This is a genomic window from Rhodococcus sp. K11/5 (assembly GCF_055193735.1).
Window position 1 is genome coordinate 4,036,862 of record NZ_CM143721.1, and the last position, 22,995, is coordinate 4,059,856.

Here is a 22,995-nt window from a genome sequence, read left to right on the forward strand (position 1 = left end):
GGACCGCTCAGGAACTGCAGACCCGCCACTCGTCGCCCTCGCGGACGGCGTTCCAGGTGACGTTCGCCTCGCTCCCGCCGATGGTGACCTCGAGATCCGCTTCGGCCTCGTCGCCGTTGACGCGGATCTCGGTGATGTTGTTCAGCTCCGCCGTGCCGTCGTCGGACAGCGGGGCGTTTTCGATGCCGGTGCACTGCAGGGCCGCCACGGCCGCGGCGTCGTCGGACCGCGCGGCCTCGATGTATTCGACCATCAGGCCGCCGACACGTTGGCCCTCGCTGAGGTTCTCCTCGGGCGAGCTCGTGGCGGACAGCACTCCGATGATCGCGCCCACGACCACCACCACGGACACCGCAGCGATCAGAGGCGCTGCGGTGCCGCGGCGGGGTTCGTCGTCAGGAGTGCTCATACCCCGATCTTGGCACTCGTGGTTCCGGCGCGGTGATTCAGCCGTTCAGCGACGGGTAGTCGATGTAGCCCTCGGCGCCGCCACCGTAGAAGGTGGACTCGTCCGGAGTGTTGAGCTCGGTGTCGTGCGTCCAGCGCGTGACCAGGTCCGGATTCGCGATGAACGGGCGCCCGACGGTGACCGCATCGGCGTGGCCGTCGGCGATCAGCGTCTCCATCTCGTCGCGCGTGCTCACGTTCTCGAAGCCGGTGTTGAGCACGAACGGGCCGGACCACGCCGAGCGCAGCTTGCTCGTGAACGGGTCGTCGGCGGCGATCAGCACGTGCAGGTAGGCCAGACCGAGTCCGTCGATCTGCGGGAGCAGCGCTTCGTAGACGCCGGTGGAGTCGTCCTCGGAGATTCCGCTGGCGGTGCTTCCCGGGGAGATGCGGATGCCCACCTTGCCGGCGCCGATGGCGTCCACGACGGCCTTGGTGACCTCGACGACGAGGCGGGCGCGGTTCTCCGGGCTGCCGCCGTACGAGTCGGTGCGGGTGTTGGCGCCGTCGGCCAGGAACTGGTGGAGCAGGTAGCCGTTGGCCGCGTGCAACTCGACGCCGTCGAGTCCGGCCGCGACGGCCCGCTTCGAGGCGTCGACGAACTCGGCGACGATGCCGGGGATCTCGTCCTCGGTGAGGGCACGGGGAGCGGGGATCTCCTTCATGCCGTCCTTGGTGAACATGTCGATGCCGGGAGCGATCGCCGAGGGGGCGACGGCCTCGAGGCCCGAGTTGTCCGGGTGCGAGACGCGTCCGGCGTGCATGAGCTGGACGACGATGCGGCCGCCCTTGCCGTGCACGGAGTCGGCGATCTTCGCCCATCCGGCCTGCTGCTCGTCGGTGTGCAGTCCGGGGGTGTTGGTGTAGCCCTTGCCGACGGCGGACGGCTGGGTTCCCTCGGAGACGATCAGTCCGGCCCCGGCGCGCTGGCCGTAGTACTCGGCGACGATGTCTCCGGGGACGCCGTCGTCACCGCTGCGGCTGCGGGTCAGCGGCGCCATGAAGACCCGGTTGCGGGCCTCGATGTCACCGAGGGCGATCGGCTTCAGGAGGGCGGATTCGGGGCTGAGCTCGGTCACGGGCGTGCCTTTCGGGTCGACGGTCGACGACTCGGCATGGATGTCCGAATCGTTTCGATTGCAATCACTTGTTCCCCACAACGACCCCGACCGCGCTCTCCCATACCAACTCGAGAGACAGATCACTTCCGAGCGAGCATCGGATCGAACCCTGTCGCCCCGGGGGTAGGTCCCCCTCACTTATGCTGGGGTGTCCGTGACCGTCGAAGATGTCAGGAAGACCGCTGCTGATGAGTGACCAGAACCGTCCACTTCGCGTGGCCATCGTCGGTGCCGGCCCCGCCGGCATCTACGCCGCCGATGCCCTCATGAAGTCCGAACACAACGTTTCCGGCCCCGGTGTGAGCATCGACCTCTTCGAGCGGATGCCCGCTCCCTTCGGCCTGATCCGCTACGGCGTCGCCCCCGATCACCCGCGCATCAAGGGCATCATCACCGCCCTGCACAAGGTGCTCGACAAGCCGCAGGTCCGCCTGCTCGGCAACATCGACTACGGCACCGACATCGACCTCGAGACGCTGCGTCGCTTCTACGACGCCGTCATCTTCTCCACCGGCGCCAACGCCGACCGCGCGCTGAAGATCCCCGGCATCGATCTCGACGGCAGCTACGGGGCCGCCGACTTCGTCTCCTGGTACGACGGTCACCCCGACGTCCCCCGCACCTGGCCCCTCGACGCCGAGAAGGTCGCGGTGCTCGGAGTCGGCAACGTCGCGCTCGACGTCGCCCGCGTGCTCGCCAAGACCGGCGACGAGCTGCTCCCCACGGAGATCCCCGCCAACGTGTACGAGGGCCTCAAGTCCAACAAGGCCACCGAGGTGCACGTCTTCGGTCGTCGCGGACCCGCGCAGGCCAAGTTCACGCCGCTCGAACTGCGCGAGCTCGATCACTCGCCCAACATCGAGGTGATCGTCGCGCCCGAGGACATCGAGTACGACGAGGGCTCCGAGAAGGCCCGTCGCGAGTCCAAGCAGGTCGACATGGTGGCGAACACCCTGCAGGACTGGGCGATCCGCGACGTCGGCAGCCGCCCGCACAAGCTGTTCCTGCACTTCTTCGAGTCGCCCCACGAGGTTCTCGGCGAGGACGGCAAGGTCGTCGGGCTGCGTACCGAGCGCACCGAGCTCGACGGAACCGGCAACGTCACGGGCACCGGCAAGTACACCGACTGGGACGTCACCGCCGTCTACCGCGCGGTCGGCTACCTCTCGCAGAACATCGCCGACCTGCCCTTCGACGAGCTCGCCGGCACCATCCCCAACGAGGCCGGCCGCGTGCACACCCTCGAGGGCGATCGCGTACCCGCCACGTACGTCACCGGCTGGATCAAGCGTGGACCCGTCGGCCTCATCGGTCACACCAAGGGCGACGCCAACGAGACGGTCGCGAACCTCATCGCCGACGCGCCCGACTTCCTCGACGCGGCCGAGCCCGCCGAGGACGCCATCGTGAAGTTCCTCGAGGACAAGAACGTTCCGTACACCACCTGGGACGGCTGGTACCGCCTCGATGCGCACGAGCGCAGCCTCGGTGAGCCCCAGGGACGCGAGCGCGTGAAGGTCGTCGAGCGCGACGACATGCTCGCGGCCTCGGAGCCGGACAAGGTCTGAGCGGGCGGGGTCCGAGCGGGTGGGAGCGGGTGCCCCCGGCTCGTTCCCGCTGATCGAACTGCCGTTCGCGGACGCTGTTGCGTCAGCAGACGACGGTTCGGTCAGCGGGAAGCGGGACTACACCCGGACCGCCAACAACCGTCCCTCGCGCTCGTCCTTGCGCGCATGCTCGTTGAAGTCCGGTGCGGCACAGACGAACAGGGTCTTCCCGTCGCCCCCGCCGAAGCCGCACGCGAACACACCGGTGTCGAACGTCAACTCGTCCACCACACCTTCGCCCTCGCGCACCGCGACGAGCCGCTGACCGAGAGCGTCTGCGACCCACAGGGTTCCGTCCGGAGCCAGTGCGCACCCGTCGGCGGCCACCACCACCTGGCTCATCCCCTCGGCCATGTCGGTGCCCACCGGAACGGCGCCGAACGTCGCCCAGTCCCGACGCTCACCGAGCGAACCGTCCTCGGCGACGGCGAACGCGCTCACGCGGTTGCCGATGGTCTCGTCGACGAGCAGGTCGCCGCCCGCGGTCATCGCCATCCCGTTGGGGAACCGCAGTTCGGTGGCGACCTCGTGCACACTGCCGTCGGGATCGACGCGCACCAGTGAGGCCGTCTCGATCGGCGCGAGGTTCATGAGATCGAACCCGAAGTTCCCGACGTACGCACGGCCCCGGTCGTCGACCAGCATGTCGTTGGCATTGGCGGTCGCGTAGTCGGAGAGGTCCGCGTGGACCACCAGTCGACCGTCGTTCTCGCGGCGCAACACGGTCTTGTCCCGCATCGACACCACCAGCAGTCGACCGTCGGGAAGCCACCCGAGACCGGACGGTTGCTCCGGCACCTCCGCCTCGACCCGCACGTCGCTGCCGTCGGCCTCGACCGAAACCACCTGCTGCGTATAGAAATCCGAGACCCAGATCCGTCCGTGGCCGTTCTCGTCGGTGTGCCAGCGAGGGCACTCCAGGTAGGTGTAGTTCTCCAGGACGACGGTCGGTTCGGCCTTCATCGGTCACTCCTGTGCGTAGGACGGATCGGTACAGTTCGTGTTGTCCGCATCACATCACAGCATGAGGCATCCTGTGGGGGTGTTCGACTGCCACGTCCATATCATCGACCCGCGCTTCCCCCTCACCGATCACGGCTACGTCCCGGATCCGTTCACCGTCGACGACTACGAAAGTCTGGTGGACGGGCTCGGCGTCACGGGCGGAGCCGTGGTGACCGGCTCGTTCCAGGGCACCGACCAGACGTACCTACTCGCTGCGCTCGACGAGCTCGGGCCCGGCTGGGTCGGCGTCACACAGCTTCCCGACGGCGCCACCGACGACGAGATCGTCGCCCTCGACCGGGCCGGAGTCCGCGCTCTGCGCTTCAATCTCCGTCGCGGGCACGTCGACATCTCCTCGCTCACCGAGCAGGCTCTCCACGTCCACGATCTGGTGGGCTGGCACTCGGAGTTCTACGTCGACGGTGCCCTGCTGCGCTCCCTGGAACCGATCATGGCCAAGCTTCCGGCCGTGAGCATCGACCACCTGGGCATGGCGGCACCGGCGCTGCCGTACCTGCTGAACCTCGTGGATCGCGGAGTTCGAGTGAAGGCCACCGGGTTCGGCCGCATCGACGCGGATCCGCTCGAGACCATGCGCCGCATCCACGCCGTCAATCCGGAGGCCCTGATGTTCGGTACCGACCTTCCGGGGACCCGGGCCCGACGCCCGTTCGAGCCCGCCGACCTCGACCTCGTCGCCGACGCGGTGGGCGGGGACCTGCAGGCGGTGCTGTTCCAGAACGCACGGAACTGGTACCGAGCGCGTTAGCGCGCCGCGTCGGATCAGTAGTCGTCACCGGAGTCGGTGGGCGACGCGCCGGCCGACCCGCGAACCCGCTGCAGGTGCACGCGTCGGGACAGCCGGATCAGCGGCCGGATCAACAGCTCGATACTGCCGGCGAGGAAGAACCAGGTGCCCAGCGTGGTGGTCGACTCGAAGAAGAACAGGATGCTGCCGGCGATGAACCACAGCGCGACCAGGATGTCGTTGACGATGCTGACGACTTCCCAGCGCTGGCGGATCACCAGTTCCTCGTGCCCGAGGGTGACGGTGAGGGGGTTGCTCATGGGGGTGCTCCCGATCTCGAGGAAAGGTCAGAGGAACAGCACGGCGCCCAGCCACACCGCCGCGGCGAGGAGAGCACCGAACAGCTCGACCAGAATGGACAGGCCGACGGCCTTCGTGGCGTGCACGGTCGATCGCCACGCCTCGGCCCCGTTGCGCTGCCGGGGCAGTTCGGCGAGGTAGACGCCCAGCGGGAATCCGAGGAAGAGGCCGACGACGGGCACCACGAAGAACCCGACGATGCCCACCACGCCGCCGATCACGATCGTCCGCGTCGGAACGCCCGCCTCCTTCAGCCGCCGGCCCGGCCACAGGTACTTGACCACGCCCGACGCCACGAGCAGCCCCGTCGCGATCGCGAACGCCGTCCACGCGGTCGCGTCGTTCTCCACGAACGCCCACACCGCGATCGCCCCGAAGATCAGAAGCACTCCGGGCAGGATCGGAACCACGATGCCCACCAGCCCCACCACGATGGCGAGGCCGACGATCAGTACTCCGAATCCGCCCATGCGGACAGTGTGCCCGGCTCAGCTCGCGAAATCCCCTCCGACCGGACGCACCGCTCCCGCCGCCTCGCGGGCTCGGGCGCGGGCGACCTCCACGTCCGCGCCGGTGGAGTACGCGACACCCATGCGCCGTCGCGCGAAGCTCTCGGGCTTACCGAACAGGCGTACGTCCGTCTCCGGCACGCGCATCGCCTCGTCCACACCCTCGAACGCGATCCCCACCTCGTCCAGCTCGCCGTAGATCACCGCGGACGCGCCGGGGAAGAGCAGCGTCGTGTCGATCGGCAGTCCCAGGATCGCGCGCGCGTGCAGCTCGAACTCCGACAGTCGCTGGGTGCCGAGCGTGACCAGACCGGTGTCGTGGGGACGCGGGCTGACCTCGGAGAAGTAGACGTCGTCGCCCTTGACGAACAGTTCGACGCCGAAGATGCCGCGGCCACCGAGCGAGGAGGTGATGGTCTCGGCGACCGCCCTCGACGCCTCGAGCGCGACCGGTGACATGGGCTGCGGCTGCCACGACTCGATGTAGTCGCCCGATTGCTGCAGGTGCCCGATCGGTTCGCAGAAGTAGGTGGCCGGATGACCGTGCTCGTCGAGCCCGCGCACGGTCAGCTGGGTGATCTCGTAGTCGAAGTCCACGAACCCTTCCACGATGACGCGTCCCAACGCGACGCGTCCGCCGGCCTGCGCGTGGTCCCACGCCGCCTGCACGTCCGCGTCGGACTTCACCACCGACTGGCCCTTGCCCGACGACGACATCACCGGCTTGATCACCGCCGGAAACCCGGTGCGCTCGAGGGCGGCCCGAACCTCGTCGACGCTGTCGGCGAACGCGTAGGGCGAGGTCGGCAGCCCCAACTCCTCGGCGGCGAGGCGGCGGATGCCCTCGCGGTTCATCGTCAGCTGGGTCGCGCGTGCGGTGGGAACGACGGTGGTGACACCGCGCTCCTCCACCGCGGAGAGCGCGTCCGTGGCGATGGCCTCGATCTCGGGGACGACGAAGTGGGGCGCCTCGGCGTCGATCACGGCGAGCAACGCGTCGGGATCGCTCATGTCGACGGTGTGCGCCCGATGCGCCACCTGGTGGCCGGGAGCGTTGTCGTAGCGATCGACGGCGATGACTTCCACGCCGAGTCGCTGGAACGCGATGATCACTTCTTTGCCGAGCTCACCCGACCCCAGGAGCATCACCTTCGTTGCCGACGGAGCGAGCGGGGTTCCTAGCCGAATTGTCGTCACGAGAGGATGCTAACGGCCATGGCGGACACGGAAGACCTGCTCACCTATCTCCAACGTGGTCGCGACGCGGTGGTGTGGAAACTCGACGGAGCGTCCGAATACGACATCCGTCGTCCCCTCACCTCGACCGGCACCAACCTGCTCGGCATCGTCAAGCACCTCGCGGCCGTCGAGTCCGGATATCTGGGTGCGACGTTCGGCCGACCGTTCCCCGAGGAGATCCCGTGGTCGGATCCGCGGGTGGATCCCAACGCCGACATGTGGGCTGATCAACGCACCAAGGTGCGCGATTCGGCCCGTACGTTCCTCGCCGACTGAACCCGCCCGAGGCCGGGTCGGGTCCCGTTCGGCGCACCTTTCGGTCATTTACGGCCGCTCCACCCGCTGGATAGGGTTCGCGACATGAGCACTGGACCCCTCGCCGGAATCAAGGTCGTCGAACTCGCGGGAATCGGGCCGGGTCCGCACGCCGCGACCCTGCTCGCCGACATGGGCGCCGACGTGGTGCGCGTCCAGCGTGCCGGCGCCCTGCCGCACGGCGATTCCGTCGGCGATCCCCTGATTCGCAACCGCCGCATCGTCGAGGCCAACCTGAAGGATCCCGCGGATCTCGAGCGCGTCCTGGGTCTCGTCGAACGGGCGGACGTGCTCATCGAGGGCTTCCGCCCCGGCGTGACCGAGCGGATGGGCCTCGGCCCCGAGGACACCGCGGCGCGCAATCCGCGGCTGATCTACGGACGCATGACCGGGTGGGGACAGGACGGTCCCTGGGCTTCCGTCGCGGGGCACGACATCAACTACATCTCGGTCACCGGAGTGCTGCACGCCATCGGACGCGCCGGCGAGCGGCCCGTGCCGCCGATGAACATGGTCGGCGACTTCGGTGGTGGCTCGATGTTCCTGGTGACCGGGATCCTGGCGGCGCTCGTGGAGCGGTCGGTGTCCGGCCGAGGCCAGGTGGTCGACGCGGCCATGGTCGACGGCACGATGGCGCTCTCGCACATGATCTGGGGCTGGCGCGGCATCGGAATGTGGTCCGACGAACGGGGAACCAATCTGCTCGACACCGGCGCACCCTTCTACGACACCTACGCCACGTCCGACGGCAAGCACATGGCGGTGGGTGCCCTCGAGCCGCAGTTCTACGCGAAGTTCCTCGAGGGCCTCGGGCTCGATCCCGAATCCGTTCCAGCGCAGATGGATACGGGCCGATGGCCCGAGCTCCGCGAACGATTCACCGAGGCCTTCGCCTCGCGCACTCGGGACGAGTGGGCGGCCGTGTTCGACGGCACCGACGCCTGCGTGACCCCGGTGCTCACGTTCGAGGAAGCTCGAACGCACCCGCACGTCGAGGCACGGGGATCGTTGATCGAGGTCGACTCGATCACGCAACACGCACCGGCGCCGCGCTTCTCGCGCACGTCCACCACCACGCCCGACGGTCCGGCCCGCGAGGCCGTCGACGTGGACACCGTCTGGCGGTAGACCCGGCCGGCACCGGTCGTCCCGCACGGGGCCGAAGGGTTGAATGGTCGAATAGTCACATGGACGCACAGGCGTGGGACGAGAAGTATCGCGGTCGCGACGTGGCCGCGGGGGCACCGCCCAACGGTGCGGTCGTGGAGTTCGCGACGTCGTTGCCGCCCGGCCGGGCTCTCGACCTCGCCTGCGGTGAGGGCCGGAACGCGGTGTGGCTCGCCTCTCGTGGGTGGAGGGTGGACGCGGTCGACTTCAGCGCCGTCGCGCTGACGGCCGCGGTTCGAGTCGCGAGCGGAGCCACGGCGTCGATTCGCGAGCGCCTGCAGTGGGTCCATGCAGACGTGACCGATCTCACCCTCGAGCCGCAGTACGACCTGGTTCTCCTGTCCTATCTTCACCTGTCGCCGCCCGAACGGGCCGCACTGCTGGCGCGCATCCACACAGCCCTGAAACATGAGGGAATCCTCGTCATCGTCGGGCATCATCGCGACAACGTCGAGCACGGCGTCGGCGGACCGCAGGATGTCGAGATCCTGTACAGCGCAGAGGATCTGGTGTCCGAACTGAGCGACGAGCTGGCCGTCGAAACGGCCGAGACCCGCCCCCGGGTCGTCGACGACGCGGTCGCTCTCGACGCCCTCGTCGTGGCCCGGTTACCGGCCGGTAGACCTACTGTTGGCACCGCGTGATTTCGGGCGTAGCATGGCTGTAAGTTACCGGTGAGTAGGTTCGCGGACGCTCGTCCACGGGCCTCTCGCCGCACAGCCACGAGGCGGTACCGACGGTCGGACCGCACCACCTGAATACGGAGAGCGCGTCACCATGGGGCATTACAAGAGCAACGTTCGAGACCTCGAGTTCAACCTGTTCGAGCTGTTCGCGTTGGACAAGACCCTTGCGTCCGGTCAGTTCGGTGACCTCGACGTCGATTCCGTCCGCGAGATTCTCGGAGAGGTCCGCCGCTTGGCCGAGGGACCCCTCGCCGAGTCCTTCGCCGAGACGGACCGCAACCCACCCACGTTCGATCCCGAGACCCACACCGTCTCCATCCCGGAGCCGTTCAAGAAGGCGTACCGGGCTCTGCAGGAGGGCGGCTGGGACCACCTCGGCCTCGACGAGGAGCTCGGCGGACTGCCCGTTCCCCGTCAGGTCTTCTGGGCCGTCGCCGAGATGCTGCTCGGATCGCAACCCGCCGCGTTCATGTACGCCGCCGGCCCCGGCTTCGCACAGATCCTCTCCGACAACGGAAACGACGAGCAGAAGCGCTGGGCGCAGTTCGCCGCCGAGCGCAACTGGGGCGCCACCATGGTCCTCACCGAGCCCGACGCCGGATCCGACGTGGGCGCCGGCCGCACCAAGGCCGTCGAGCAGGCAGACGGCACCTGGCACATCGAGGGCGTGAAGCGCTTCATCACCTCCGCCGACGCGGACGACCTGTTCGAGAACACCTTCCACCTGGTGCTCGCCCGTCCCGAGGGCGGCAAGCCCGGCACCAAGGGACTGTCGCTGTTCTTCGTCCCGAAGTTCCACTTCGACTCCGAGACCGGCGAACTGGGCGAGCGCAACGGCGTCTTCGTCACCAACGTCGAGCACAAGATGGGCCTCAAGGCGTCGGCGACGTGCGAGCTCACGCTCGGCGGCCACGGCGTTCCCGCCAAGGGCTGGCTGGTGGGCGACGTCCACAACGGCATCGCGCAGATGTTCGACGTCATCGAGCACGCCCGAATGATGGTGGGCACCAAGGCGATCTCGACGCTCTCGACCGGTTACCTGACCGCCCTCGACTACGCCAAGCAGCGCGTACAGGGTGCGGACCTCACCGAGATGACCAACAAGGCGGCGCCGCGCGTCACCATCACGCACCACCCCGACGTGCGTCGCTCGCTCATGACGCAGAAGGCCTACGCCGAGGGCCTGCGCGCGGTGTACCTCTTCACCGCCGCGCACCAGGACGAGGCTGCGGCGCAGCACGTTTCGGGCGCCGACAAGGACCTCGCGTTCCGCGTCAACGATCTGCTGCTGCCCATCGTCAAGGGCGTCGGATCCGAGATCGCCTACGAGCAGCTCGCCCAGTCCCTGCAGACTCTCGGTGGGTCCGGCTTCCTGCAGGACTACCCCATCGAGCAGTACATCCGCGACGCCAAGATCGACTCGCTGTACGAGGGAACCACCGCCATCCAGGCGCAGGACTTCTTCTTCCGCAAGATCGCTCGCGACGGCGGCGTCGCCCTGGCCCACGTGGCCGGGCAGGTCAAGCAGTGGATCGACAGCGAGGCGGGCAACGGTCGCCTCAAAACCGAGCGGGCGCTGCTCGACACCGCCCTCGAGGACGTACAGGGAATGGTCGGCACGCTCACCCAGTACCTCATGGGTGCGCAGGAGCAGCCCACCGAGCTGTACAAGGTGGGCCTCGGCTCGGTCCGTCTGCTCATGAGCGTCGGTGACCTGCTCATCGGCTGGCTGCTACTGCGCCAGGCCGAGGTGGCCATCGCCGCCCTCGACAACGGTGCGAACGACAAGGACAAGGCGTTCTACGAGGGCAAGGTGGCCGTCGGTTCGTTCTTCGCGAAGAACGTGCTGCCTCGCCTGACCTCGACCCGCCAGATCCTCGCAGACCTGGACAACGACGTCATGGAGCTCGACGAAGCCGCGTTCTGATTCACCGTTCCATCCCGCTCACGGCCCCACCGGATCCGCTCCGGTGGGGCCGTTCTGCGTGGCGAGGATCCGCTCCGCGTGCCGGATGACGGGCACGTCGACCATTTTCCCGTCCACGGTGAACACTCCCCGCTCCGTGGCCGCCGTCTCGACCACCCGGCGAGCCCAGGCGACCGATTCGGCCGACGGGGTGAAGCACTCCCTGATCACCGTGGCCTGGGACGGGTGAAGCGCCACCTTCGCGTCGAAACCCACGGCCACCGCGTCGTCGGACTCGGCCCGCAGCCCGTCGAGGTCGGCGATGTCGAGGTAGACCGAATCGAGCGCGAGTCGCCCGGCCGCCTTGCTCGCGAGCAGCGCCGTGGACCGCGCGTGGACCGCGACATCGCGGTATCGGCCGTCCGGCCACCGGGACGACCGGCCACCGAGCGCGGCGATCAGGTCCTCGGCACCCCACATCACCGCCACGCACCCATAGGCTGCGGCGATCTCGGCGGCGCGCACCACGCCTGCCGGCGTCTCGATCAGGGCGACCACGGACCGCGGGGAGAGCGCCGAGACGTCCTCGGCGGACTCGCATTTGGGCACCATCACGCGGTGGTACTCGGTGCGTTCGAGTGCGGCGAGGTCCAGCGCGAACTCCTCGGTGCTCCGAGCGTTCACCCGCACGACGGTCGTCGACGGGTCGAGCGGAGTGCTCACCAACGCCTGCCGTGCCGCGGCCTTGTCCTTCGGCGCCACCGCGTCCTCGAGATCCAGGATGACCACGTCCGCCGCCGCGGCCGCTTTTGCGTACCGCTCCGGACGGTCCGCCGGGCAGAACATCCACACCGGACCGACCTCCGCCGCAACCCCGTCCGTCACGACCCGGTCCGTCACGACCCGGTCCGTCACGATGCGTCCGCCGGGGCCATGCGCACCAGGGTCTTTCGCGTCGCGGTGGCCACGACCTCGCCGCGCTGGTTGCGACCGGTGTGCGCGAACGTGACGATGCCCTCCCCCGGTCGCGACGACGATTCGCGCTTCTCCACGATCGTCGTCTCGGCGTAGAGCGTGTCCCCGTGGAACAGCGGCTTCGGAAACGCGATGTCCGAGAATCCGAGGTTCGCCACGATGGTGCCCTGCGTCAGCTGCGCCACGGACAGCCCCACCACGGTCGAGAGGGTGAACATCGAATTCACCAGTCGCTCACCGAAGGTGGTGTCCGCGCTGTACGCCGCGTCGAGGTGCAGGGCCTGAGTGTTCATGGTCAACGTCGTGAACAGCACGTTGTCGGCCTCGGTGACGGTGCGGCCGGGACGGTGCTCGTAGACCGTGCCCTCCACCATCTCCTCGAACCACAGGCCGCGCTGGACGATGCGCTCTCTCACAACCCGACCTGACGTGCAATCAGCATGAGCTGCACCTCGGTGGTGCCCTCACCGATCTCCAGAATCTTGCTGTCCCGGTAGTGCCGGGCGACGGTGTACTCGTTCATGAAGCCGTAGCCGCCGTGGATCTGCGTCGCATCGCGGGCGTTGTCCATGGCCGCCTCGGACGAGATCAGCTTGGCAATCGCGGCCTCCTTCTTGAAGGGCCTGCCCGACAACATGAGTGCGGCCGCGTCGTAGTACGCCGTGCGAGCGGCGTGGGCTCGGGCCTCCATGCGGGCGATCTTGAACGAGATGGCCTGGTTGCGGCCGATCGCGACACCGAACGCCTCGCGCTCCCGCGCGTACTTCACGCTCTCGTCGACACACCCCTGCGCCGCCCCGACGGCCAGCGCTGCGATCGCGATGCGGCCTTCGTCGAGAATGCGCAGGAACCCGGCGTAGCCACGACCCTGTTCGCCGAGCAGGTTCTCCGCCGGCACGCGCACGTCCGTGAACGTGAGCGGGTGCGTGTCCGAGGCGTTCCATCCCACCTTGTCGTACGCCGGCCCGGCTTCGAAGCCGGGCGTCGACGTGGGCACGAGGATCGACGAGATCTCCTTCTTGCCCGACGCATCGGTACCCGTGACGGCGGTGACCGTGACCAGTTCGGTGATGTCGGTGCCCGAGTTGGTGATGAACTGCTTGTTCCCGTTGATCACCCATTCGTCCCCGTCGCGCACCGCGGTGGTTCGGGTTCCTCCCGCATCCGATCCGGCACCCGGCTCGGTGAGACCGAACGCCCCCAGCGCCTCGCCGGACGTCAAGCGCGGCAACCACTCCTGCTTCTGCGCGTCGGTGCCGAAGCGGTACACCGGCATCGCGCCCAGGGAGACCGCCGCCTCCAGCGTGATGGCGACGCTCTGATCGACCTTCGCGAGTTCCTCGAGCGCGAGGCAGAGGGCGAAGTAGTCGCCGCCCATGCCGCCGTGCTCCTCGGGGAACGGGAGGCCGAACAGACCCATGTCGGCCATGCCCCGCACCACCTCGTAGGGGAACGTGTGGTCGCGGTCGTGTTGCGCCGCAACCGGAGCCACGACGGAGCGGGTGAAGTCCGCGACGGTCTTCACCAACTGGGCGTAGTCGTCGGGAAGGTTGCCGGTGGACAGGTAGTCGGTCATGCTGCGTCCTCTGCTTCTGTATCGGTGACGATGCGGGCGAGCACCTGGTTCACGGCGACCTGATCGCCGGTGCGCACGAGCACCTCGGCAACGCCGGCCACGGGTGCGGTCAACGTGTGTTCCATCTTCATGGCCTCGACGACCACCATGACGGCGCCCGCGTCGACCTCCGCTCCGGAGGCGATCTCGACCGCGATCACGGTGCCCGGCATGGGACTGAGCACCTCGGCGCCGGGTTCGGTGTCCTCGTCCGCGCCGATCGCGACCTCGGGCACGAGAAGTACCGCGCGGCTGCCGAACTCGGTGGCGAGCCACACGGTGTCGCCGTCCTCGGCGACGTCGTGCCGAGTGCGCACACCGTCGACGGTCACCACCACGTGGTGCTCCGACGAGGTCACCTGCAGGCTCCGAAGGTCGCCGCCGTCGACGCCGACGTACGCGTCGTCGGGCGACCCGTGGATCGCGACGGAGTCGACGTCGACGGTGTCGTCGAATCGATAGGTGACCGGGGCGCGCCGACCGCCGAGTCGCCACCCGTCGGGCACGTCCCAGGGGTCGGCGGCGGGTACGGCCCACGCGCGCGACCACCGATGAGCGGCCGCGGCGACCGCGATGGCGGACGACACGGTCGGCGCGGCGAAGTCGTTCACCCGACGGTCGAGCAATCCGGTGTCGAGCCGGCCGGCGATCACGTCCGTGTCCGCGAGCAGGAACCGGAGGAAGTCGACGTTGGTGGTGACGCCCGGGACCGAGGTGTCGCCCAGAGCGCGGTCGAGCAGCCGCAGGGCTTCCGCCCGATCTCGGCCGTGGGCGATCACCTTGGACAGCATCGGGTCGTAGTTGCTCCCCACCACGGTTCCGACGCTCAGCGACGAATCGACCCGCACGCCCTTCCCGGTGGGCTCGTGCAGTCCGACGACGGTGCCGCCCGTGGGCAGGAACCCGCGTCCGGCATCCTCCGCGTAGATCCGCGCCTCGATCGCGTGGCCGGTGAGCGTGACGTCCTCCTGCCGGACGGTGAGTTCCTCGCCCGCCGCGATACGGATCTGCCACGCGACGAGGTCGAGACCGGTGACCTCCTCCGTCACGGGGTGCTCGACCTGCAGACGAGTGTTCATCTCCATGAAGAAGAACTCGTCGGGCGCATCGGCGGAGACGATGAACTCGACGGTGCCGGCGCCTACGTAGTCGACACTGCGCGCGGTGGCACAGGCCGCGGCGCCGATGCGAGCGCGGGTCGTCTCGTCGAGCAGCGGCGACGGCGCCTCCTCGATCACCTTCTGGTGACGACGCTGCAGTGAGCATTCCCGCTCGCCGAGGTGGATCACGTTGCCGTGCGTGTCCGCGAGCACCTGCACCTCGATGTGGCGGGGGCGCAACACGAATCGCTCGAGGAACAGGGTGTCGTCCCCGAACGACGACGCCGCCTCGCGCCGCGCGCGTGTCAGCGCCGCACGCAGTTCGCTCTCCTCGTGGACGAGGTGCATACCCTTGCCGCCGCCGCCGGCGGACGGTTTGATCAACACCGGGAACCCGATGTCCGGCGCCGCCGCGGCGAGGTCGTCGTCGCTCAGGCCGGGCCGCGCGATCCCGGGCACCACCGGAACGTCGAACGCGGACACCGCGCCCTTCGCCGTGATCTTGTCGCCCATGACCTCGATGGCCCCGACGGGTGGGCCGATGAACGTGATGCCCGCGTCGGCGCAGGCGGCCGCGAACTCCGAATTCTCCGACAGGAAGCCGTATCCGGGGTGGATGGCGTCGGCTCCGGTGCGCACGGCGGCGTCGACGACCTTGCCGATGTCGAGGTAGCTCTCCCGAGCGGGTGCGGGTCCGAGGAGGACCGCGGTGTCGGCGCAGCGCACGTGCAGTGCGTCGCGGTCGGCCTCGCTGTAGACGGCCACGGAACGGATGCCCGCCTCCCGCAGGGTGCGCATGACGCGGACGGCGATCTCGCCGCGGTTGGCGACGAGGACGGTACGGATCTGGTTCATTGCGGTCACATCCTGAAGACGCCGTAGGAAACCGGCTCCAGCGGCGCGTTCGCGCACACCGAGAGAGCCAGTCCGAGAACAGTTCTGGTGTCGGCGGGATCGATGATGCCGTCGTCCCACAGCCGAGCGGTCGAGTGGTAGGGGTTGCCCTGCTCCTCGTACTGGCGCCGGATGGGCTCCTTGAACGACTCCTGATCCTCGTCCGACCATTCGTTACCACCGGCGTCGAGCTGGTCGCTGCGCACGGTGGCCAGCACCGAGGCCGCCTGCTCGCCGCCCATGACCGAGATGCGCGCGTTCGGCCACATCCACAGGAAGCGTGGCGAATACGCGCGTCCGCACATGCTGTAGTTGCCGGCGCCGTACGAGCCGCCGATCACCACCGTGAGCTTGGGAACCCGCGCACACGCCACGGCGGTGACCATCTTGGCGCCGTGCTTGGCGATGCCCCCGGCCTCGTACTCGCGGCCGACCATGAAGCCGGTGATGTTCTGCAGGAAGATCAGCGGGATGCTGCGCTTGTCGCACAGTTCGATGAAATGCGCTCCCTTGACGGCGGATTCACCGAAGAGCACGCCGTTGTTGGCCACGATGCCCACCGGGTGGCCGTGCAGGTGTGCGAAGGCCGTGACCAGGGTGGTGCCGTACTCGGATTTGAACTCGTCCACCCGGCCGCCGTCGACGAGGCGGGTGATGACACCGCGCACGTCGTACGGAATTCGAGGGTCGGTGGGAACCACGTCGTACAACTCGGTCGCCTCCCCGTGCGGGGGCTCGGTCGGTGCCACGTCCCACGGCCGCGGGGTCCGCGGGCCGAGCGTGCCCACGATGGCCCGGACCCGACGCAGGGCGTCGCGATCGTCGGAGGCGAGATGGTCGGTGACGCCCGAGACCTTGGAGTGCAGATCACCGCCACCGAGGTCCTCGGCGCTCACCACCTCACCGGTTGCGGCCTTCACCAGTGGAGGCCCGCCCAGGAAGATCGTGCCCTGGTTCCGGACGATGACGGCCTCGTCGCTCATCGCCGGGACGTAGGCACCACCCGCGGTGCACGAGCCGAGCACGGCGGCGATCTGGGCGATGCCCTTCGCGCTCATGGTCGCCTGGTTGAAGAAGATGCGGCCGAAGTGATCGCGGTCGGGGAACACCTCGTCCTGCATGGGCAGGAACGCCCCGCCCGAGTCGACGAGGTAGATGCAGGGCAGCCGGTTCTGCAGCGCGATCTCCTGCGCGCGCAGGTGCTTCTTGACCGTCATCGGGTAGTAGGTGCCGCCCTTGACCGTGGCGTCGTTGGCCACGATCATAACCTCGCGTCCGGCGACCCGGCCGATTCCGGCGATCACGCCCGCGCCGGGCGACGCTCCGTCGTACATGCCGTGGGCGGCGAGCGGGGCGATGTCCAGGAACGGGCTGCCGTCGTCGAGCAGGGCGTCGACGCGCTCGCGCGGCAACAGCTTCCCGCGGGCGACGTGGCGGTCACGGGCGGCCTCGCTGCCACCGCGGGCGGCGGTGTCCAGTTCGGTCCGCAGCCGGGCCACGAGAGCCCGGTGGTGCTCTCGGTTGTCGGTCGGAACCTTCTCCGCCACGGTCTCCGTCATCGCGCCACCTCGTGTCCGTCGTCCTGCACGCCGTGGAGTTAATCACCACTAACCGAAAACAGTAAGTGATGATTAACCGAAAGTCCACGAACGGCCGACGACGATCACCGACGACGCGTCGGAAACGGGAGGGTCAGGCGTTTTCCTGCAACAACCGCCGGAAGCGGCTCCCCTGGAAGACGATGGGCGCGACGCCCGTGTGGACGGTCAGCGCGTTGATCTTCAGCAGGACCAGCGCGTGATCTCCCGCGGGAATCTCCTGGTGGACGCTGGTGTCCAACCACGCCGAGGCACCGTCGATGAAGACCGCGCCACCCTCGGTGGTCTCGGTGGTCAACCCGGCGAACCGATCGCCGGTCTTCGCGGCGAGCGAGCGTGCGGCGACGTCGTGGGCCTCACCCAGCACGCTGATCCCGATGTTCGTGACCTCGGCGAACTTCGGCCACGTCGACGACGTGTTCTGGATGCAGAACGCGACCAGCGGTGGATCGATGGAGACCGCGACGAAACTGCTCACCGCCAGACCCACTCGCTCACCGTCGATCCTGGCCGCGACGGCGACGACGCCGCTGGGGAACGTTCCGTACGCCTCGCGGAGGGTGGCACTGTCGAGCGGTGACGGAGTCGAAGTCATGACTCAACGGTAGGCCGTCGGCCGGGAGCCCCGCCACCGGCTGTGTGGATCGCGACCGGCGTGGATCTCGACCGGCGTCACTCACACCGAACGATGGGCACCGGGTCGTAGCGGACGGTGCGGGTGTTGCGTGAGATCTCCTCGCCCGTCTGGGCATCACGAATGATCCGGGTGTCACTCGTGGTGAACCCGGGCGCCCCGCTGGAGGCGATGCAGTCATCACCCTCCGGCAGCCGCACGGTCTCCGGCTGCGTCGGCCTGCTGCGCGAGCCGGTCACCGACTCCACGTCGACCGTCTTGGTCCCCCACAAGCGCACCGTCACCTGTGACGAGTCTGCGAACGACTGGACGACCACTCCGGTGTCGGCGTTGTTGCGGAACTTCAGGTCGATCGCGCCCTCGAAGACGGTCGCCTCCCGAGCCTCGGGGTACCGGCTGATGTAGTAGCTGTGTTCGGTGTGCTCCACGTCTTCCATGCCGGCGAAGTAGCCCGCGTTGTAGAGCGTGGTGGCGAACTGGCTGATGCCGCCGCCGACCGCCCGATCCGGACGGCCGTTGTCGATGATCCCGGACTCGACGAATCCACGGGAGGTGCCGCGGGGGCCGGTGTAGCCGTTCAGCGAGAACGTCTCGCCGGGTCGCACGACGGCACCGTTCACGATGTCCGCGGTCAACCCGATGTTCACACCCGACGCGTACTCGAAGCCGCCCGAGGTGAACTCGCCGATGACCTCGCGGATACCGAGTGCCTGTGCGTCCTCCGTGGTCAGCCCGGCCGGCTGCGAACCGTAGATCGCCGGGACCGCCCGCGCGTCACCGGTCGCCAGCAGAAGGTCCGGCAACGTCTCCAGAGTCTCGGGCCACTGGACCGTGTTGCCCGGCACCGAGGGAACAACGGTCGGCGAGCCCGACGAGAAATCGAATCGAGCGTCGACCGAGCGGGTCTCGGTGGATTCGAGCTGGGGGCCGAGGATCGCGGTCGCGACCTCGACGTCGTACTCGGGACGCAAGCCGCCGTCCCCGTCCGGCTCGAAGCGCAGCACCTCGCCCACCCGCTCGGGTGGAAGGGTCGCGGCGACGCCGTCGTCCCCGGTCACGGTCACCGGCGCCGACACCGCGGGCTGGGCAACCTCGGTCAGGGCGGACTGCACGCCGTCACCGGTCACGGTCACCGGGATCTCGGTGAAGGGCAGTTCGACGGTGGTTCCGGACGCCCAGTCGCGCTCGAGCGCGGTCGCGGCCCCCTCGGCGTCGAGGTCCCGGCCGGCGAGAGGCTCCACGGCCCGGGCCCCGGCCTCGTCGATCACGACGTCGCCCTCGACGGGTGCGCGGTCCACCACCGGGCGAAGGCCGTCCACGGCCGCGGTCAGCGCGGGCTCGTCGACGGTGGACACGATGCCGATCTCGCGGGTGTCGAAGAACGAGGTCAGCCGAGTGATCGGCGACAACGGCTGGGCACCGGCGCGGTCCAGCGTCGCGCTCCAGTCGATGCCCAGGCCGGCCTGTGCCGGCACGATCTCCGCCGACGCGTCGTCGGCCCGCACGGCGATCGGCTGCTCGGCGCGGGGACCGAGCTCCTCACGCAGCGTCGCCTCGGCGTCCCCGGACGTCTGACCACCGACGGCGACGCCGGCCACGGTGACACCACGGGGCACTCGATCGGAGGAGGTGAACCAGTCGGCGGCGTAGAGAACCACGCCGACGGCGAGGATCGCCGCCACCGCGATGGCCACCGGGCGCCACGGCCGCGCGCGGCCCTCCGCGTGCGGTGCTCCGTTCGAAGCACTCTGCGGATCGTGCTCGGTCACCGATTCCCCCTGCGTGTTGATGCGTCGTATCCGATGGTCTGCCGGTCGAGCCTACCGAGACCCATGCAGGGCGGCGCATGACGGCAGCCGTCGACGGTCCGAACCGGCGGGCGAAACGTGAGCGGCTCCACACCTCTGCCGGGTCGGGGGTCGGGCAGCGATGTGGAGCCACCCCGAGTATCGCGGCCCTTTGGTGGTTGTTACAGCCAATAGGAAAGTCGTTGGTGAATGTTCGGAAATCGTTATCTGTTCCGGGCCGTCACGCGTCCCAGTCGACGGCCGCAGCCAACGCCCACAACTGCCGCCGCCGAGACGCGCTCGATTCCCCGACCCACGCGATCAGTCCGAACACGTACTCGCGAAAGTTCTCGCGACCCTCCCGGTTCTGCGAAGACGCTCCGGTGCGGGCGCAGTTGTGCAGCAGGGCCCGCAGCGCGTCGTACGTCTCCCGCGGGACCGCGGCGGACTCGTTGACCACGAGGCCCGCCAGACACTGGCGACGGTGCGACCGTCGGATCAGGGTCTTGTCGTGGTTCACGGCGAAGCCCTCGTCGCGGGCGATGTGGCCGATCGCCGCGATCATCCGGGCCACGTCGACCGATGCGTGTCCCGACAGCGCGAGATCGTCGGCGTACCGCGTGTAGACGACGCCGCGGCTTCGGGCGTACCCGGCGACGCGGCGGTCGAGGCCTCGCGCGACGAGGTTCGCCAGGGCCGGAGACGTGGGCGCTCCCTGCGGAAGGTGCGGAGTGCGCAGCAGCATCGCCGACTCGACCGGAAGGCGGGCGCACTCGTCGACGGGCATCGCCGTCGTTGAGATCCCGGCGAGCAGACCCGCCACGGCCGGCGGGTAGCCGCACGCGGCGAACACCGCGGTCACGCGAGCGCGCGTGATCGAGGGGAAGAAGTCGGCGAGATCGATGCGCACCACCACGTCCGCCCGCTCGTGCGGCCGGGCGAACGTGACGGCGCTGTGACCGCGGCGGAATCCGTGGGCCGCGTCGTGCGGGGGAATGCGGTCGAGAATCCGTCGGACGACGGTGCGCTGTATCTCGCGAAGACGCGGCTTCGGTACCTCGAGGATCCGGACTCCGTGCCGCTTGGGAACCTCCACGGCGCGGTAATGCCGCAGCGGTGTCGAGGGGTGGCCGGGGCGCGGGGTTGCAGGGTGCGGGGTCGTGGGGCGCCGGGTTGCGGGCTGCCGGAGTGTGCGGCGCAACCATCCACCGAGGTCGGCGAACCAGTCGAGTTCCGAGACCGTCACGTTCAGAGCGGCGGCGAGATCGGCAACGGAGGCGATGCGGGGTACGTCGAATCGCCACGCGAACGATTCGGGCGGGGGCGGGGTCACCACGATCGGGGGAACGTACGGCTCGCCCGGGAAGCCGAGGTCGGTGAGGACGCGTCGGGCGACGTCCTCGCGGTACGGCGGCACCGGCAGCGCGTCGAGGAGGCGCACGGCCAGCGCGTAGATGTCGACGGATCGCTCGTAGGGAGTGAGCAACTCCTCCAATGCCGAGCGGGTCCAGACGGCACCGACCAACCGTGGTGCGATCCGCGGGATCAGAGCGTTCCAGGATTCCGGCACTCAGACGGCCGTCGGAATCGGTGCGGCGTCGTCGACCACAGCAGCTTCGGCGACCAGAGCAGCGGGCCGGGGCGACCGAATTCTCTCGTTCTCGTCGCGCACGAGCACGCGGAGCGTGCAGACGCGCGGCGGACGCAGTGCTCGATTCCGATTGCGCTCCCGGGGGTTGCCCCCGAGGTGGTCCGATCGCAGAACGATCGGTCCGCTCTCGCCCCGACACCGCTGCATCCGGCCACTCTGACAAAGACCCGGGAACCCGGCAACCGACACGGACCCGGGAACCCGGGAACCGACGAAAACCGGGGGACCCGGCAACCCCTCGATGCCGGATCCCCCGTAGTTCGTGTCCTGGTCGAACGGTCGGCTCAGGCCTCCACGATGGCGGTGATGCCCTGGCCACCGGCCGCGCAGATGGAGATCAGGCCGCGGCCGGAACCCTTCTCGGCCAGCATCTTCGCGAGCGTGGCCACGACACGACCACCGGTCGCGGCGAACGGGTGACCCGCCGCGAGGGAGGAGCCGTTGACATTGAGCTTGCTGCGGTCGATCGCGCCCAACGCGCCGTCGAGGCCGAGCCGCTCCTTGCAGTACGCGTCGGACTCGAAGGCCTGCAGCGTCGCCAACACGACGGAGGCGAACGCCTCGTGGATCTCGTAGTAGTCGAAATCCTGCAGCGTCAGGCCGTTGCGCTCGAGCAGGCGCGGGATGGCGTAGGTCGGCGCCATGAGCAGGCCGTCCTTGTACGACGCGTTGCCGTGGATGTAGTCGACCGCGGCGAACTCGGAGTCCACGAGGTGCGCGAGCACCGGCAGGTTGTGCTCCGAGGCCCACTCGTCCGACGACAGCAGTACCGCGGAGGCACCGTCCGTGAGCGGGGTGGAGTTACCGGCCGTCATGGTGGCGTCGCCGAGGGAGACGCCGAAGACGGGCTTGAGCTTGGCGAGCTTCTCCGCGGTGGAGTCGGGACGCAGGTTGTCGTCACGGGTCAGGCCGAGGAACGGAGTCACCAGGTCGTCGAAGAACCCGCGGTCGTAGGCCGCGGCCATGTTCTGGTGGCTCGCGGCGGCCAGGGCGTCCTGGTCCTCACGGCGGACCCCGAACTCCTTGGCCGTGATGGCGGCGTGATCACCCATCGACTTGCCGGTGCGCGGCTCGCCGTTGCGGGGGATCTCGATGCCCAGCATGGACGGACGCACGTTGGCGAGCAGCTTGACCCGGTCGGCCGTGCTCTTCGCTCGGTTGAGCGTGAGGAGGAACTCGCGCAGCTCGTTGTTGACGCTGATGGGGGCATCGGACGTGGTGTCGACGCCGCTGCCGATACCCGCGTCGATTCGCCCGGACGCGATGGCGTCGCCGACGGCGATCACGGTCTGCATGCTCGTTCCGCACGCCTGCTGAAGGTCGAAGGCCGGCGTGTAGGGACTCAGCGCGCTGCCCAGAACCACCTCGCGGGTGAGGTTGAAGTCGCGGCTGTGCTTGAGAACGGCGCCACCGGCCACGAGGCCGAGTCGCTCGCCCTGCAGGTTGAACCGGCTCACGAGCCCGTCCACGGCGGCGGTGAGCATGTCCTGGTTCGAGGCGTCGGCGTACACCTTGTTGGACCTGGCGAACGGGATCCGGTTGCCACCGAGAATCGCGACGGGACGCTTCTGATTGCTGGTCACTTCGATGTTCTCCCTGGGCGCAGTCGGATGGGGTCGAGCGGGTCGGGC

Annotated in this window: 21 protein-coding genes; 6 read left to right on the forward strand and 15 right to left on the reverse strand. The window is 68.8% G+C overall.

Annotated elements, in window-relative coordinates; translation table 11 throughout:
* Positions 1-7: 7 nt before the first annotated feature.
* On the reverse strand, positions 8-409 hold the full coding sequence (locus ACY466_RS18855) for an Rv0361 family membrane protein (RefSeq protein WP_463247777.1): 402 nt from the start codon (positions 407-409) through the stop codon (positions 8-10).
* A gap of 37 nt (positions 410-446) precedes the next feature.
* A complete protein-coding gene (locus ACY466_RS18860) occupies positions 447-1,526 on the reverse strand; it encodes an alkene reductase (protein ID WP_463247780.1) in 1,080 nt (359 codons plus the stop codon).
* A 230-nt stretch (positions 1,527-1,756) separates the two neighbouring features.
* Here ACY466_RS18860 and ACY466_RS18865 point away from each other — a divergent pair, with 230 nt between their 5' ends.
* Complete coding sequence (locus ACY466_RS18865; RefSeq protein ID WP_463247785.1) at positions 1,757-3,136, forward strand: FAD-dependent oxidoreductase; 1,380 nt, start codon at positions 1,757-1,759, stop codon at positions 3,134-3,136.
* Between the two features lie 117 nt (positions 3,137-3,253).
* On the opposite strand, the gene ACY466_RS18870 is transcribed toward ACY466_RS18865, so the two are convergent.
* Positions 3,254-4,138 (reverse strand): SMP-30/gluconolactonase/LRE family protein, encoded by an 885-nt coding sequence (locus tag ACY466_RS18870; protein WP_463247789.1) that lies wholly within the window; start codon positions 4,136-4,138, stop codon positions 3,254-3,256.
* 79 nt (positions 4,139-4,217) lie between these two features.
* On the opposite strand from ACY466_RS18870, the gene ACY466_RS18875 reads away from it, so the two are divergent.
* Positions 4,218-4,949, forward strand: coding sequence for an amidohydrolase family protein (locus ACY466_RS18875; RefSeq protein ID WP_463252359.1), 732 nt, complete (start codon positions 4,218-4,220; stop codon positions 4,947-4,949).
* A 14-nt stretch (positions 4,950-4,963) separates the two neighbouring features.
* Here the strand turns inward: ACY466_RS18875 and ACY466_RS18880 are convergent, their stop codons facing one another.
* The 3 genes from ACY466_RS18880 to purT are packed head-to-tail and all read right to left on the reverse strand — an operon-like array spanning position 4,964 to position 6,994.
* On the reverse strand, positions 4,964-5,248 hold the full coding sequence (locus tag ACY466_RS18880; RefSeq protein ID WP_463247793.1) for a YrhK family protein: 285 nt from the start codon (positions 5,246-5,248) through the stop codon (positions 4,964-4,966).
* Positions 5,249-5,275: 27 nt separating this feature from the next.
* Positions 5,276-5,758: a DUF456 domain-containing protein gene (locus ACY466_RS18885; RefSeq protein ID WP_463247797.1), complete on the reverse strand. Its 483-nt coding sequence runs from the start codon at positions 5,756-5,758 to the stop codon at positions 5,276-5,278.
* An 18-nt stretch (positions 5,759-5,776) separates the two neighbouring features.
* Complete coding sequence (gene purT, locus ACY466_RS18890) at positions 5,777-6,994, reverse strand: formate-dependent phosphoribosylglycinamide formyltransferase (protein WP_463247801.1); 1,218 nt, start codon at positions 6,992-6,994, stop codon at positions 5,777-5,779.
* An 18-nt stretch (positions 6,995-7,012) separates the two neighbouring features.
* Here purT and ACY466_RS18895 point away from each other — a divergent pair, with 18 nt between their 5' ends.
* The 4 genes from ACY466_RS18895 to ACY466_RS18910 all read left to right on the forward strand — a co-directional run bounded on the left by ACY466_RS18895 (position 7,013) and on the right by ACY466_RS18910 (position 11,131).
* On the forward strand, positions 7,013-7,312 hold the full coding sequence (locus ACY466_RS18895; RefSeq protein ID WP_463247805.1) for a mycothiol transferase: 300 nt from the start codon (positions 7,013-7,015) through the stop codon (positions 7,310-7,312).
* Positions 7,313-7,396: 84 nt separating this feature from the next.
* Positions 7,397-8,479 (forward strand): CaiB/BaiF CoA transferase family protein, encoded by a 1,083-nt coding sequence (locus ACY466_RS18900; RefSeq protein WP_463247809.1) that lies wholly within the window; start codon positions 7,397-7,399, stop codon positions 8,477-8,479.
* Positions 8,480-8,538: 59 nt separating this feature from the next.
* Positions 8,539-9,162 (forward strand): class I SAM-dependent methyltransferase, encoded by a 624-nt coding sequence (locus tag ACY466_RS18905; protein WP_463247813.1) that lies wholly within the window; start codon positions 8,539-8,541, stop codon positions 9,160-9,162.
* A 133-nt stretch (positions 9,163-9,295) separates the two neighbouring features.
* On the forward strand, positions 9,296-11,131 hold the full coding sequence (locus tag ACY466_RS18910) for an acyl-CoA dehydrogenase (RefSeq protein WP_463247816.1): 1,836 nt from the start codon (positions 9,296-9,298) through the stop codon (positions 11,129-11,131).
* An 18-nt stretch (positions 11,132-11,149) separates the two neighbouring features.
* Here ACY466_RS18910 and ACY466_RS18915 read toward each other — a convergent pair whose 3' ends face one another.
* From ACY466_RS18915 to ACY466_RS18955, 9 genes are all read right to left on the reverse strand, one after another.
* A complete protein-coding gene (locus ACY466_RS18915; protein ID WP_463252360.1) occupies positions 11,150-11,956 on the reverse strand; it encodes an HpcH/HpaI aldolase/citrate lyase family protein in 807 nt (268 codons plus the stop codon).
* Positions 11,957-12,021: 65 nt separating this feature from the next.
* Positions 12,022-12,501, reverse strand: coding sequence for a MaoC family dehydratase (locus ACY466_RS18920; protein WP_463247829.1), 480 nt, complete (start codon positions 12,499-12,501; stop codon positions 12,022-12,024).
* Entirely contained in the window at positions 12,498-13,661 is a 1,164-nt protein-coding gene (locus ACY466_RS18925) for an acyl-CoA dehydrogenase family protein (protein ID WP_463247832.1), read from the reverse strand. The genes ACY466_RS18920 and ACY466_RS18925 overlap by 4 nt, the downstream gene beginning before the upstream one ends.
* Positions 13,658-15,655 (reverse strand): acetyl/propionyl/methylcrotonyl-CoA carboxylase subunit alpha, encoded by a 1,998-nt coding sequence (locus ACY466_RS18930; protein ID WP_463247835.1) that lies wholly within the window; start codon positions 15,653-15,655, stop codon positions 13,658-13,660. The genes ACY466_RS18925 and ACY466_RS18930 overlap by 4 nt, the downstream gene beginning before the upstream one ends.
* A gap of 5 nt (positions 15,656-15,660) precedes the next feature.
* On the reverse strand, positions 15,661-17,253 hold the full coding sequence (locus ACY466_RS18935; RefSeq protein WP_463247839.1) for a carboxyl transferase domain-containing protein: 1,593 nt from the start codon (positions 17,251-17,253) through the stop codon (positions 15,661-15,663).
* Between the two features lie 133 nt (positions 17,254-17,386).
* Positions 17,387-17,887: a flavin reductase family protein gene (locus tag ACY466_RS18940; protein WP_463247843.1), complete on the reverse strand. Its 501-nt coding sequence runs from the start codon at positions 17,885-17,887 to the stop codon at positions 17,387-17,389.
* A 77-nt stretch (positions 17,888-17,964) separates the two neighbouring features.
* Positions 17,965-19,695, reverse strand: coding sequence for a VanW family protein (locus ACY466_RS18945; protein ID WP_463247847.1), 1,731 nt, complete (start codon positions 19,693-19,695; stop codon positions 17,965-17,967).
* Positions 19,696-19,954: 259 nt separating this feature from the next.
* Complete coding sequence (locus ACY466_RS18950) at positions 19,955-21,283, reverse strand: reverse transcriptase family protein (RefSeq protein ID WP_463247850.1); 1,329 nt, start codon at positions 21,281-21,283, stop codon at positions 19,955-19,957.
* A 365-nt stretch (positions 21,284-21,648) separates the two neighbouring features.
* Positions 21,649-22,947: an acetyl-CoA C-acetyltransferase gene (locus ACY466_RS18955; protein WP_463247855.1), complete on the reverse strand. Its 1,299-nt coding sequence runs from the start codon at positions 22,945-22,947 to the stop codon at positions 21,649-21,651.
* Positions 22,948-22,995 lie beyond the last annotated feature (48 nt).